General features: G+C 53.0%; 14 protein-coding genes and 1 pseudogene. 10 read left to right on the forward strand and 5 right to left on the reverse strand.

Going from position 1 to position 13,128, the window contains the following annotated elements; all coding sequences use genetic code 11:
* Window positions 1-38: 38 nt before the first annotated feature.
* A complete protein-coding gene (locus tag ACOTYN_RS13600) occupies window positions 39-1,493 on the forward strand; it encodes a tagaturonate reductase (protein ID WP_421634754.1) in 1,455 nt (484 codons plus the stop codon).
* Window positions 1,494-1,694: 201 nt separating this feature from the next.
* Complete coding sequence (locus ACOTYN_RS13605; RefSeq protein WP_014883840.1) at window positions 1,695-2,609, forward strand: bestrophin family protein; 915 nt, start codon at window positions 1,695-1,697, stop codon at window positions 2,607-2,609.
* Here the strand turns inward: ACOTYN_RS13605 and ACOTYN_RS13610 are convergent.
* Complete coding sequence (locus ACOTYN_RS13610) at window positions 2,597-3,145, reverse strand: GNAT family N-acetyltransferase (RefSeq protein ID WP_071922236.1); 549 nt, start codon at window positions 3,143-3,145, stop codon at window positions 2,597-2,599. The two genes, ACOTYN_RS13605 and ACOTYN_RS13610, sit on opposite strands and share 13 nt — an antisense overlap.
* A 134-nt stretch (window positions 3,146-3,279) precedes the next feature.
* Between ACOTYN_RS13610 and ACOTYN_RS13615 the strand changes: the two genes are divergently transcribed.
* From ACOTYN_RS13615 to ACOTYN_RS13640, 6 genes and pseudogenes are all read left to right on the forward strand, one after another.
* Window positions 3,280-3,864, forward strand: a complete 585-nt coding sequence (locus ACOTYN_RS13615; protein WP_071922235.1) for a hypothetical protein — start codon at window positions 3,280-3,282, stop codon at window positions 3,862-3,864.
* Window positions 3,865-3,916: 52 nt separating this feature from the next.
* Window positions 3,917-4,353: pseudogene (locus ACOTYN_RS13620) on the forward strand (GNAT family N-acetyltransferase).
* 146 nt (window positions 4,354-4,499) lie between these two features.
* A complete protein-coding gene (locus tag ACOTYN_RS13625; RefSeq protein ID WP_071922234.1) occupies window positions 4,500-5,495 on the forward strand; it encodes an alpha/beta fold hydrolase in 996 nt (331 codons plus the stop codon).
* Window positions 5,496-5,539: 44 nt separating this feature from the next.
* Complete coding sequence (locus tag ACOTYN_RS13630) at window positions 5,540-6,280, forward strand: response regulator (protein WP_014883845.1); 741 nt, start codon at window positions 5,540-5,542, stop codon at window positions 6,278-6,280.
* Window positions 6,277-7,575 (forward strand): ATP-binding protein, encoded by a 1,299-nt coding sequence (locus ACOTYN_RS13635; RefSeq protein ID WP_071922233.1) that lies wholly within the window; start codon window positions 6,277-6,279, stop codon window positions 7,573-7,575. The genes ACOTYN_RS13630 and ACOTYN_RS13635 overlap by 4 nt, the downstream gene beginning before the upstream one ends.
* A gap of 135 nt (window positions 7,576-7,710) precedes the next feature.
* Window positions 7,711-8,901, forward strand: coding sequence for a cytochrome c biogenesis protein/redoxin (locus ACOTYN_RS13640; protein ID WP_071922232.1), 1,191 nt, complete (start codon window positions 7,711-7,713; stop codon window positions 8,899-8,901).
* 8 nt (window positions 8,902-8,909) lie between these two features.
* Here ACOTYN_RS13640 and tam read toward each other — a convergent pair whose 3' ends face one another.
* Both tam and ACOTYN_RS13650 read right to left on the reverse strand, forming a co-directional pair.
* Window positions 8,910-9,668: a trans-aconitate 2-methyltransferase gene (tam, locus tag ACOTYN_RS13645; protein ID WP_014883848.1), complete on the reverse strand. Its 759-nt coding sequence runs from the start codon at window positions 9,666-9,668 to the stop codon at window positions 8,910-8,912.
* A gap of 83 nt (window positions 9,669-9,751) precedes the next feature.
* A complete protein-coding gene (locus ACOTYN_RS13650) occupies window positions 9,752-10,336 on the reverse strand; it encodes a GDP-mannose pyrophosphatase nudK (RefSeq protein ID WP_014883849.1) in 585 nt (194 codons plus the stop codon).
* A gap of 86 nt (window positions 10,337-10,422) precedes the next feature.
* Between ACOTYN_RS13650 and ACOTYN_RS13655 the strand changes: the two genes are divergently transcribed.
* On the forward strand, window positions 10,423-11,184 hold the full coding sequence (locus tag ACOTYN_RS13655; protein ID WP_213784301.1) for a DeoR/GlpR family DNA-binding transcription regulator: 762 nt from the start codon (window positions 10,423-10,425) through the stop codon (window positions 11,182-11,184).
* A gap of 32 nt (window positions 11,185-11,216) precedes the next feature.
* Here ACOTYN_RS13655 and ACOTYN_RS13660 read toward each other — a convergent pair whose 3' ends face one another.
* Together ACOTYN_RS13660 and ACOTYN_RS13665 are read right to left on the reverse strand one after the other, a co-directional pair.
* Window positions 11,217-11,579 carry a DUF4406 domain-containing protein gene (locus ACOTYN_RS13660; RefSeq protein WP_023330429.1) on the reverse strand — a complete coding sequence of 121 codons (363 nt, stop codon included), beginning with the start codon at window positions 11,577-11,579 and terminating at the stop codon, window positions 11,217-11,219.
* A 149-nt stretch (window positions 11,580-11,728) separates the two neighbouring features.
* On the reverse strand, window positions 11,729-12,172 hold the full coding sequence (locus ACOTYN_RS13665) for a PACE efflux transporter (RefSeq protein ID WP_058690774.1): 444 nt from the start codon (window positions 12,170-12,172) through the stop codon (window positions 11,729-11,731).
* A gap of 381 nt (window positions 12,173-12,553) precedes the next feature.
* Here ACOTYN_RS13665 and ACOTYN_RS13670 point away from each other — a divergent pair, with 381 nt between their 5' ends.
* Window positions 12,554-13,123, forward strand: a complete 570-nt coding sequence (locus ACOTYN_RS13670; protein ID WP_071922231.1) for a hypothetical protein — start codon at window positions 12,554-12,556, stop codon at window positions 13,121-13,123.
* The last annotated feature ends 5 nt before the right edge of the window (window positions 13,124-13,128 follow it).

Raw genomic sequence — 13,128 nt, forward strand, 5'->3', positions numbered from 1 at the left:
CGGGCATCGTTAACTTAAGATACAAAAGCTGTCCGGAAATGGCGGGTCAAGATCACCGTCGTGATTTTCCCGGTGCTCAATACCCTGAACGCATCATCCAGTTTGGTGAAGGCAACTTCCTGCGTGCGTTTGTCGACTGGCAAATTGACCTGCTAAATGAACATACCGATCTCAATGCCGGTGTGGTTATCGTTCGCCCCATTCAGAGTGCTTTCCCGCCCTCGCTGAGCACCCAGGATGGCCTCTATACCACCATCATTCGCGGCCTGAATGAGCAGGGCGAAACGGTAAGTGAGAGCCGTCTTATCCGCTCGGTTAACCGGGAGATCGACGTCTACAGCCAGTACGATGCGTTCCTGAAACTGGCCCACAACCCCGATATGCGTTTTGTCTTCTCGAACACCACCGAGGCTGGGATCGGCTATCACGCGGGTGACAAATTCGACGATGCGCCTGCCGTGAGCTATCCTGCGAAACTGACGCGCCTGCTGTTTGAGCGCTTCAGCCACTTCAATGGTGCGACCGATAAGGGCTGGATCATCATTCCGTGTGAGCTGATAGACTACAACGGAGACGCCTTGCGTGAACTGGTCTTGCGTTATGCGCAGGAGTGGGCGCTGCCTGCCGCTTTCATCCAGTGGCTAAATGAAGCAAACCATTTCTGCTCAACGCTGGTTGACCGTATTGTGACCGGTTACCCGCGCGATGAAGCGGCCGCGCTGGAAGCTGAGCTGGGATATCACGATGCATTCCTGGATACGGCAGAACACTTCTATCTGTTTGTCATTCAGGGGCCTGCATTCCTTGCTCGAGAACTGCGTCTGGATAAGTATCCGCTTAATGTGCTGATTGTGGATGACATCAAACCCTACAAAGAACGTAAAGTCGCCATCCTGAATGGTGCGCATACGGCACTGGTGCCGGTCGCGTTCCAGGCGGGGCTGGATACGGTCGGTGAGGCGATGAATGATGCCGATATCTGTGCTTTCGTCGAAAAAGCGATTTATCAGGAAATTATTCCGGTCCTCGATCTGCCACGTGATGAACTGGAATCTTTCGCCAGCGCGGTAACAGGGCGTTTTCGGAACCCTTACATCAGACACCAGTTGCTCTCGATTGCGCTCAACGGCATGACTAAATACCGCACCCGCATTCTGCCGCAGCTGTTGGCCGGGCAGAAGGTCAGGGGGCAGTTACCATCCCGTCTGACGTTTGCGTTAGCGGCCCTGATTGCGTTTTATCGCGCGGAGCGTAACGGGGAGGGCTATCCGGTACAGGATGATGCGAACTGGCTGGAATGTTATCAGCAGTTATGGGCGCGGCACCGCGATAATCAGATAAGTACCCGTGAACTGGTGCAGGCTGTGTTGAGCGAGAGAGAGCACTGGGAGCTGGACCTGACGCAGGTGAACGGCCTGGTGGACCAGGTGACACTGGATCTTGATGCCATTCTGCTGATGGGAATGCGCGCAGCGGTGAAACCACTTTGCTAATCACGTCACCCGGCTGCGGCCGGGTTTAAATAGAATCTATTTTAGTTACAACATACTATTGACTCAGTTTTTAAAAAAGAAAATCAGCACCGTGCATATTTCGCTTTGCAGATGGGAAAATGCAATGTCCCGTTAACATGCTTGCAACCGTGAGGGGGATCACGTTTAATAGCCACGCTCTTTTCTTGCCTGAAACTCACTATGATTGTTCGTCCTAAACAGCACTGGCTACAACTGATTTTTGTCTGGCACGGTTCGGTACTTCCCAAAATCTATACCCGACTGCTGCTCAACTTCCTGCTTTCTATCGCCGTGATCCTGATGCTGCCGTGGTACACCTCGCTGGGCATCAAATTTACCGTCGCGCCCTTCAGCATTCTCGGCGTGGCGATCGCTATCTTTCTGGGTTTCAGAAACAACGCCTGTTATTCACGTTACGTCGAGGCTCGACTGCTCTGGGGGCAGTTGATGATAGCGGCACGCTCGCTGTTTCGCGAGGTAAAAAACACCTTGCCTGACGATAAACATCTGGGTGAGTTTGTTCGCCTGCAGATTGCCTTTGCCAACTGCCTGCGTATGACCTTGCGCCGGGAACTGAACGCTGAAGAACTCGCTCGTTATCTTGCTGCGGATGATTTACGGCACGTGATGGCTGCCAACTCGCCGGCCAACCGTATTCTACTGATCATGGGGGAGTGGCTTGCCGTGCGGCGGCGTAACGGACAGCTTTCGGACATTCTTTTCCATAGCCTGAACAACCGCTTGAACGACATGTCCATCGTCCTTTCCGGCTGCGAGCGTATCGCGACGACGCCAGTGCCCTTTGCCTATACGCTGATTTTGCACCGCACGGTATATCTGTTCTGCATCATGCTGCCGTTCGCGCTGGTTGTGGACCTGCATTACATGACACCGTTTGTCTCCGCGCTGATCTCTTACACCTTTATCTCGCTGGATACCCTGGCAGAAGAGCTGGAAGATCCGTTTGGTACGGAAGATAACGACCTGCCGCTGGACGCCATCTGCAACAATATGGAACGCGATCTGCTGCAGATGAACGATGAAGAGAACATTCCTGAAAGGCTGATGCCAGATAAGCATTATCAGCTGACCTGACGGGCGTTCCACTCGTCGCGGGTGATCTCCCACAGTTCGGAGTCAAGCATACCGCTGACGTAGGCTTTCTTTTCCATTCTGACAAGCCGCATGCCGCTGCTGTCTGAAATACGACGTGAGCGGCTGTTGGCGGCGGCCTTCGGCGCACGCAACACCGCTTTGTTCAGCGTATTGAACCAGTAATCCGTCGCCGCAATGCTCGCCTCCCGCATATAGCCTTTACCCTGAAACTCCGGTGCCAGCCAGAATCCGCGGTTGTTATCTTCAATATCGTACAGGCAGATAATACCCATGAGTTCATCCGGTATTTCGCGACGCCGGATGCTCCAGAACCAGGCAATCCCTTTTGCCATATCGGGCAGCGCCACGTTGTTAACATAATTTTCCGCACCGTTATCCGGGTAAGGCCAGGGCACCGAAGAGACCATATAACGCACGATCTCCCAGCGCGGATATAGCTTCTGTATCTGGACAGCATCTTCGGCAACCAGCGGTTTTAACAGTAAGCGTTCAGTCGTGAGCGTAGGTATTGTCATCCGCGGATCTCCGTATTTAAGCGTTATGTTTTTGTTTGGGTTCTGGTATTTTTATCTCTATCACATTCCAGTGCGCTGCGCTGTGGTTATTGACCACCAAAATCGTTTCCTTTTATTTGATGGTGATATTTTTGATGAGATTGCTGCCACTTTTAAACGGACGCGTTTTCTGTGATCTCCTGCATCATGGCTGGGAGATTGAGAAGACTATCGCCCGAGGCGAGGCTCATCTATTGAACCATTCCACTCCCGAGCTTGAACGTTATTTTTCCCGGCCACTCAATGAGCTTCCACGTCAAAACCTTTATCCGGTCGCGGTGCTGCTTCCTCTGTTTTTAGTGGCTTTTGCATTTAATCTTCTGCCTTTTCTCCATGCGTTTCCGGGCTTATCACCTTTACACCATGCACTGAGCTTTTTCTTACCGTCATTGGTCATGATTGGCGCGCTCATCATCACAAGCGTACTTCTGGCTCGGGGATTAACGTCAGGGTTAGCGGGATTTCTGGCGCTGTTCTTTATTTTGCTGATAATAACCGTCGTTCAGGCGGTATATCTCTTGCTTGCCCATCACGGAAGTAGTTGGCCACTGGTCATTGCCTTCTTCGCGTTGGTACTTTGCAGATTGGTGATGAATGGAAGAGGGTTCGTGCTCTTTACGCTCTACTGCCGTACGCAGCGTCTTGCCCGTCTGGCCCGCAAAATGCGATTAAAAAGGTGATACGACCCTACGCTGTTTCGATATGGCAATTAACAGGTATTGCGAGGAACATATGGCAGTTACGGTAAGACCGCTACGCGAAGATGATTATTCTCAATGGCGACCGTTGTGGGATGGCTATACCCATTTCTATGAGTGCTATCTTGAGGAATTACCGCATCAACCTGGGAAAGGGCGCTCTCAGCGCAATCGTCGATGTTCTGCCGCGTGGTAGAGAAGGACGAAAAAGTGATCGGTTTCGCAATGTGTATTCTGCACGAAGGTACCTGGTCAACAGCGCCCATTTGCTACCTGGAAGATCTGTTTGTTGATGCTGCTGAGCGCGGCGCGGGGGCGGGCAAAGCGCTTATAGATGCCCTGATTGCAGAAGGTAAGCGTGAAGGGTGGTCAAAACTGTACTGGGTCACCCGGGAGAATAACCCGGCGCGTAAACTCTACGATCAATACGGTGAGGCCGACGATTACGTTCGCTATCGCCTTTCCCTTTAAGGCTAAAACGCCTGTGTTTGTATCACACTGTATCTGTTTTCCTGATACATACACAGGCTTGCAATAAACCCGCTTTCGCACATATCCGCTATACATTGAGGTGTTGTTATATCCCCGTGAATTGAACTCAATCGGAGACACCAAATATGTTCAGCAAACTCGCTTACTCGACCCTTGCTCTGACCATTTCTCTTGGCACCGTGATGTCCTGTCAGGCCGAAGTCACCGGCACCAGCTTCACGGCAGCCTTTGACCACCCGCAGCAAATTAACGCCGGCGATCTTAACGTCGGGTATGTCGACATTGGCCCGAAAGACGGTCAACCGGTCATTTTATTACACGGCTGGCCCTACGATATTCACAGCTATGCTGAAGTCGCTCCCGCACTGGCGGCAAAAGGTTACCGTGTCATTGTGCCTTCTCTGCGCGGCTACGGTACCACTCGCTTCCTGTCAGCTAAAACCCCGCGCAACGGCCAGCCGTCTGCGATGGCGAAAGATATTGTTAATCTGATGGACGCCCTGAATATTAAACAGGCCGTATTTGCAGGCTACGACTGGGGTGCCCGCACCGCGGATATCGTTGCGGCGCTGTGGCCAGAACGCGTTAAGTCGCTCGTTTCGGTGAGTGGGTATCTCATCAGCAGCCAGCAGATTGGCAAACAACCGTTGCCGCCAAAAGCAGAGCAGCAGTGGTGGTATCAGTTTTACTTCGCCACCGAGCGCGGTGCGGAAGGCTACGCTAAAAACACGCATGACTTCGCCCGTTTGATCTGGTCGCAGGCCTCACCGGACTGGAAATTTAGCGATGCAACCTTCAACGCCAGCGCCAAATCGCTCGATAATCCGGATCACGTCGCGGTGACGCTCAGCAATTACCGCTGGCGCTTAGGGCTGGAAAAAGGTGAGCGCAAATACGACAGCTACGAGCAAAAACTGGCCGCGCTGCCGAATATCACCGTACCAACGATCACCATTGAAGGCGGAAACAACGGGGCACCGCATCCGGCACCACAGGCCTACGCGGGTAAATTTACCGGTAAGTATGAACACCGCACCTTTGGGGCGACAGTGGGTCACAATCCACCTCAGGAAGATCCGCAGGATTTCGTTAACGCTGTGGTCGACGCAGATAAACTCTGAAATGTGCTATTTTCAATACGTTAACCTTCAGTCTGGAGATTTCGGTGGAGCATATTGACCATATCCTTGTCGTCGATGACGACAGGGATATTCGTGAACTGATTGTCGACTATCTCGTTAAGTCCGGTTATCGCGCCTCCGGCGCGGCCAACGGCAAGGAGATGCGCGCCGTGCTGGATAAACAGCATATCGACCTGGTGGTGCTGGACGTCATGATGCCCGGCGATGACGGTCTTACGCTGTGTCGGCAACTGCGTGTCGGCAAACATAAAGATCTGCCTATCCTGATGCTGACGGCGCGTAATGAGGAGACGGACAGGATCCTGGGGCTGGAGATGGGGGCGGATGATTACGTTGTGAAGCCTTTTGTTGCGCGCGAATTGCTGGCGCGAATCAAAGCGATTTTACGCCGTTTTCGTACAATGCCGCCCAATTTACAGGTAACAGAAGCAGGGCGACTGGTGACGTTTGGTGAATGGGAGCTCGATACCGTTGCCCGCCACCTGATAGACCCGGAAGGTGTGATTGTGGCGCTCAGCGGGGCGGAGTATCGCCTGCTGCGCGTTTTCCTCGATCATCCTCAGCGCGTGCTGACTCGCGATCAGCTGCTCAACCTGACGCAGGGGCGCGACGCCGAACTGTTTGAACGTTCTATCGATCTGCTGGTCAGCCGGGTACGTCAACGCCTGAATGAAGATGCGCGTACACCCGCCTATATTAAAACCGTGCGCAGCGAGGGCTATGTGTTTACCATGCCGGTCACGATCAAAGAGGCGAACGAATGAGGTTCTGGCCACGCTCACTGTTGGCCCGTTTGCTGATCATTGTGCTTCCCGGCCTGTTGCTGGCCAACGCCCTGAGCCTGACGCTGGTCATGATAGAACGAATGCACAGCGCCCGCACGGTGATGCTCGGTAACCTGGAATACGATGTCGCGACCAGCGTGGCCATTTTAGACCGCTTGCCGGCCACTGAACGGGCGGCCTGGCTGCCGCGCCTTGAGCGGGGTAACTATCGTTATATCCTCGGTCCGGGTGAGCCGGGCAACGCACCGACGGATAAGCGTTCCCGGGATGCCATCCGTACCCTAAAAGCGACACTGGCAGCACAATACCCGCTCAGCTTTACGGCTGTTCCTGGCGCCATTTCACATATCCAGGCGCATCTTACGTTACACGACGGCGCGCCGTTGACCATTGATCTGATCCCGCGCATGCCACCGGTCGCCAGCTGGCTGCCCGTTGTTCTCATCCTGCAACTGTTGCTGCTCGCGGCCTGCTCCTGGTTTGCCGTGCGGCAGGTAGTGCGGCCTTTTTCACAGTTTACCCGCGCGGTTGACGCCCTGGATCCGGCGGCCAATACGCCAATGACCGAGAAAGGGCCGCTTGAGGTACAACGGGCTGCCCATGCCTTCAACGCCATGCAGGCACGTATTCAGTCTTATCTCCGGGAACGTGCGCAGATTCTGGCCTCCATTTCGCACGATCTCCAGACGCCGATTACCCGCATGAAGCTGCGGGTCGAAATGGCGGAACACCCTGAACTGCGCGACAAGCTCATGGATGACCTTGATAATATGTCGCGTCTGGTGCGCGAGGGAATTGCCTATGCCCGGTCATCAGAATCACTGGAAGAGACATCGCTGAAGCTGGAACTTAATGCCTGGATAAACAGCATCGCCTGTGATTATCAGGACATCGGTAAAAACGTGCAATTTCAGGCGGGCGAATCCCGTTTGCCGATTGTCACGCGTCCGCAGGCGCTTCGCCGGGTGATGACCAACCTGCTGGATAACGCCCTGAAATTTGGCGAGCGCGCCAACATTGTCATTGATGATTCATCCGCCAGTGAGGTGGTGATCCACATTATTGATGGCGGCCCGGGAATACCCGATGCCGAACTGGAGGCCGTATTGCAGCCGTTTTATCGGGTTGAAACATCGCGCAACCGTGATACCGGTGGAACCGGACTGGGTCTGGCAATTGCTGCGCAACTGACCGCACAGCTGGACGGCAAGCTGAAGCTGGCGAACCGCGCCGAGGGCGGGCTGGATGTCTCCGTTACGCTCCCACGACGTTAATTGTATGGCTTTGTATCTGCCTTCCGGGAAGATACAGAGCCAGACAAAACCCGCGCTTTTACACATATCCTGAACACATCCGCACGATGAAATAGCCTCACTGCAGCGTCGCAGGACTTGTATCGTGAGGTCTCTATGTTTTTGATAATTGCTTTTCTGGGCGGGATGATAAGCCTGCTCAGTCCATGTACGCTCCCGGTTATTCCCCTCCTGTTTGCCGGTTTTCAGGGGCAAAGACGACATATTATGGCACTGCTCGCGGGGATGATCGTGATGTTCACCCTGGTTGCGATGGTTGTCACCGTCGCCAGCGAGTGGATAGCTGAAGCCACCGTCGTTGGACGCTGGATCGCGCTTATCATTCTGGCTACGGCCGCGCTGGCGTTAATTTTTCCCTCCTTTGCCCAGCGAATTGCCGGGCCAGCAGTCAGCGCGGGAAACGTCCTGAACACCCGAAGCGGACAAATACGCGGTATGGCATCTGCTTTTCTGGCCGGGCTGGCAGTCGGGTTGCTCTGGTCCCCCTGCGCAGGTCCCATTCTGGGGGCGATATTCAGCCTTAATATTGCGGGACATTCAGCCATCGCGACAGGGGCGTTACTTGCCGCCTACGGCAGTGGATGCGCGTTAATGCTGGGTTTACTCGTTCTCGGAGGCCGCACGCTGATGGCACCACTGAGAGCAAAATCGGCGCTGATGGCGAAGCTTCGCCAGGGAGCTGGCGTGGTGATGTTAGCGGCTGTCGTCTTTAACGCGACTGGGATGACGTCTGTTCTGAAAGGCGCAAATGGGGTGGCGGACCGTCTTGAAACCACGCTGCTGAATCTGGCAAAACCCGCCACACAAGCGGTGAAGCTCCAGCCGGTGGTGATGACCGAGCCGAGTAGCCAGCTGCCGTCGTTGAGCGGTGGAACAGGGTGGATAAACGGTGACACTGTCACGTCTGAATCACTGCGCGGGAAGGTGGTCCTGATTGATTTCTGGACCTGGGACTGCATTAATTGCCAGCATACGCTTCCGCATGTGCGCGACTGGGCCACAAAGTATCAGTCGCAAGGTCTGGTCGTGATTGGGGTTCATACCCCGGAATATCCGTGGGAGAAACCGATTTCGTCGGTAAAAAATGCGGTGAATAAATGGCAGCTGCCGTATCGGGTTGTGACGGATAATAATTACCAAATCTGGAATGCTTTCGGCAACCAGTACTGGCCAGCGCATTATTACTTTGATGCTAAAGGGCAGCTGCGCTACACCTCCTTTGGGGAGGGAAATTACGATAAACAGGAACAGGTGATTCAACAGCTGCTGAAAGAAGCCCGTTCCTGATTACCGCCTCAGGGTTGACGCTGAGCAACCATAAACAACCGAGGAAAAGCCAGCAGTATCTGCCCGTTTTCCTGGAGCGGATACTGCTCTTCCAGTAGTTCATGGTAGCGTTTCAGGAAACGTTTCTGTTCGTGCTCGTTCAGTTCCTGGAGCCATGGGCGTAACCCGGTGGCGCTGACCCAGTCAATGATGGCCTGATGCGAGCGCATTTTATGGAAATAGGTCGTCCGCCAGATATCCACCTCACACCCGGCTTCGGACAAAATGTCATAGTAGGCATGGACCCCAGGCAGCGGTTCTCTACCGCGGTCAGGATAGTCTTGCTCCAGGGCCACTTCGCGCATGGCTACGTGAGTAGGCTCAAGCCAGTTGTCTGGCATCTGGATCGCCAGGACGCCATTAAGCGCGAGGAGAGAAACAAGGTGAGGCAGAAGATCGTAATGGTCTGGAACCCATTGCAATGACGCATTGGCATAAATCAAATTCAGCGCCTGGTCCGGCTTATACTGGCGGATATCGGACTCAACAAATCGGCAGCCCGGCAGCGCACTGCGCGCCTCTTCCAGCATGGCAGGCGAGTTATCGACCCCGGTAATCTGTGCGTTCGGCCAGCGATGGCGCAACAGCGCCGTGCTGTTTCCCGGACCACAGCCCAAATCGGCGAGGGTGGCGACGTCATCCAGTGGGATTCTGGCGAGTAGCTCAGCGGCAGGACGCGTGCGTTCAGCACCGTATTGCAGATAAAGAGAAGGGTTCCAGTCGGCCATCTTTAGATCTCCTTTTTGCGTGTACCAGCAAGGATAGCACAGGCCGGCACCTGCACCGGGACAGGTGCCGCAACAAGGTCAGATTACAGAATGCCTTTCAGTGCAACATGATAGAGCAGCATGATGGTTTTCCCGTCAACAATCATGCCCGTTTCAATGCCCCGCAAAGCGTCCTCAAAGGGGAGCTCCAGCACGTCGATATCCTCACCCTCCGCTTTGATACCGCCGCCTGCGCTGGTTTTATCCTTTGGCTGATATTCGGCAAGGTAGAAGTAGAGTTTCTCCGTAACGGAACCCGGACTCATATAAGCTTCAAAGATTTTCTGCACGCTTGACACCTTAAACCCGGTCTCTTCTTCCGCTTCTGCCTTTATTCGGCTCTCTGGATCCATATTGTCGAGCAGGCCCGCAGCAGCCTCGATCAGATCACCCTGATGACCATTGATAAAGACCGGGAAACGGAACTGGCGAGTCAGAATCACCGTTTTTTTATCACGGTTGTAGAGCAGAATAGTCGCGCCATTCCCCCGGTCATAGACTTCACGTGTTTGTCGCTGCCATTCGCCATCGCGTCGTTGATGGTCAAAGGTATATTTTTTGAGTAAGTACCAGTTATCTGACAATATTTCATCGTTAATGATGCGCACATCTGCACGTTTCGATTGCACGTTTTGTCCTCCTTACGTAGAGTAACGATCAATAACAGCATTAACGTGCAGTTTCAAGATTTATCATGCAATATCAGGAATCCAGAATGCTCACCAGTCAGCGAAAACAATTGATACTTGAGAAGCTCGGCGCCGAAGGCCAGGTCCAGTCTAAAGCGCTCAGCATTCTCTTTGATGTCTCTGAGGACACCATCCGGCGTGATTTACGCGAGCTGGCGGCAGAAGGGCGTTTACAGCGTGTTCACGGCGGTGCGCTGCCGTCGTCTTCCGCTATTGTGCCTTTTGCGGAGCGTCAGTCCGTTAAAATGGATGCCAAAAGAAAGGTGGCGCAGAAGGGCGCGCAGCTGATTTCTTCGGGCCAGGTAGTGATCATTGACGGTGGAACAACCACCTCTGAACTGATTACTTTCTTACCGCCTGATTTGCGTATTACCGTGGTGACGCACAGTCCGAACATTGCTCTGGGGCTGGTTAATCATCCCGCTATTGAAGTGATTCTGATTGGCGGCCGTTTGTATAAACACTCGATTGTTGCAGTCGGCGCGGCGGCCATCGAAGGTATCGAAAACATTCATGCCGATCTGTTCTTTATGGGCGTGACCGGGATCCATCCGGAAGCAGGGCTGACCACGGGCGATTTCGAAGAGGCGTGCATCAAACGTGCATTTTCCGGCAGAGCGGCCGAGACGGTTGTTCTGGCTTCACCGGAAAAAATCAATACGGCGTCATCGTTTGTGATTGGGGACGTATCCTTAGCGAATACCCTTGTCGTCGAAGACGATACCGATCGTGGCTGGGTGCATACACTATCCGAAAAAGGGGTATCGGTCGTACTGGCTTCCTCATGAGCCAGTCAGATGACTGACTGGCACGGTCATCGTTAAGCCTGAGGAATGCTCTCCAGCGTAGTATAAATCGTGAGGCCAAGTTCCCTGGCCACTTCAATGTCCATATCCGCCCCCTTAGACGCACCGGCAATCCGATAAATCGCATCGCATTTTGCGATGAGCCGGTGAGCTACAGGGTAAAGCATTGATTCTGCGATGTCATCTCCCAACGATGTCGAGCCCGCGGCCTTCGCCAGCGGCAGAGCCAGCCATTCGCCAATGACCGGAACGTGACCACGCTGGTATACGGCTAATGCGGCGTTTTCGAGACGCGCAAGATTCTCATCAATGCGCGCCTGAAGGCCATCGGTGCCGCTTCGATAGGGACCGGCAATTAAAATGAGCTGTTGTGTCATAGATACCTCTGTCAGTGTGATTGCATGAAGTTGCACGTTTGTAGATGATATCTTACGAGATTACCGCCGCGTTATGAAATGTTTTCGTGCATTCTCGTGCAAAAACATGCATGGCAAAGCATGTAATCACTTAGGCAGAAGGGCTATTGCTACGAAGCCGAACGCCTCCGTCCAACGAACATCCAACGCAGGTAATCGTATAGCCAGTTAAACAGCATTGTGTATGGCAGGAAAAACAGCACCAGTCCAATCTCAACGAAAAATGCCTCAGTGATGGGTAAATCCAGCATAACCATCGCAACGGGCATTAAGGTGATGATCAGTCCTGTTTCAAAACCCACCGCATGGATAGCACGAACAAGGAAGGTTCGTTGAAAGCGGTATTTTTTCTGCAGCGAGTCAAAGAGTTTATTAAAAACAAAATTCCATGCCGTCGCGGTCAGTGCAGATATCACGGACAGCGAGCCAGACTGGAGTATCGAAACGTTCATCAACCAGGCAAGCGACAGCGCGATGATAACGTTAGCTATGACTTCAAAAATGACAGCATGGAAGATTCGTTCTTTAACGCTTTTATTTAATTCAATTTCCATTTGCTCAGGGCTGCGTTTTCCAAAGCTGAAGTATATCAGGCATCGTTTAACTTTTTCTAAACATGCAGGATTGAAACTCTGAGCAAAAGCGGAAGGCACTGTGAGATGGTCAACGGAGACGCTTTCAGAGGGTATCAGCATTCAGGTCAACGTAGCCATGAAACGCCAGATTTCGCCTTACTTAATGCAAGTGCGCATAATGTATATTATGTTAAATTGAATGTGAGGCCCGTAATGAAGCCAACAAAACCTTCATAGTTGCCTTCCCTTCTACTATCGCTTATCGAGAAACTTATTAAAAAATGCCGTGATGCTCTTGAACGGAATCTTTTCCATACGATCATATAAATCAACATGTGTGCCTAATCGCTGAGTATTCAAATGTTTAATGTTTTATCCCGTCGACTGCAACACTGTAACGAGGTGGCCGTCAACATAAACAATGCCGCCCCGGCGCAGCTGCAACAGATCAAGACGCAGCTGGCCGAAGAAATGGGTAAGTCTGTAGGCCTACATACCATGGGTATTCCGGCGGCGGTCAGTACGCTCGGGGTGATTGTCAGTTTCGCCATTCCGCAGCTGTGGCTGGGTTACGGCATACTCACCGCACTCGACCAGCCAGCCGAGCGCGTATTCGTGTGGGTTGTGCTGGTTGCCCTGCTGTTCGCTGGCCTTAACGGTGTGACGATGTTTATGATTGGCAAAGGCAGCATGCGCGCTGTGCGGTTACATTTTACGCTGGCGGTGATAAGCCTTTTGTTAACAGCAGCTTATCTGCTTGCCGCGCTGAGCGAGAGTACTTCTCCGGGCGTCAGTCTGACCGCGGCGCTAGTGAGTATCGTCATGTTACTGCTTAGCGGCAGCTGTATTTTTTCCACCGCCTTTTATAAGATGCTGCTGTTTACTCTGCATAACAGAGCCTGGCGCAAGCTTATCAGCCAGGCGCGTTAAGCATT

The organism is Enterobacter cloacae complex sp. IR5458 (assembly GCF_049238025.1).
GTDB classification, from domain to species: domain Bacteria; phylum Pseudomonadota; class Gammaproteobacteria; order Enterobacterales; family Enterobacteriaceae; genus Enterobacter; species Enterobacter kobei.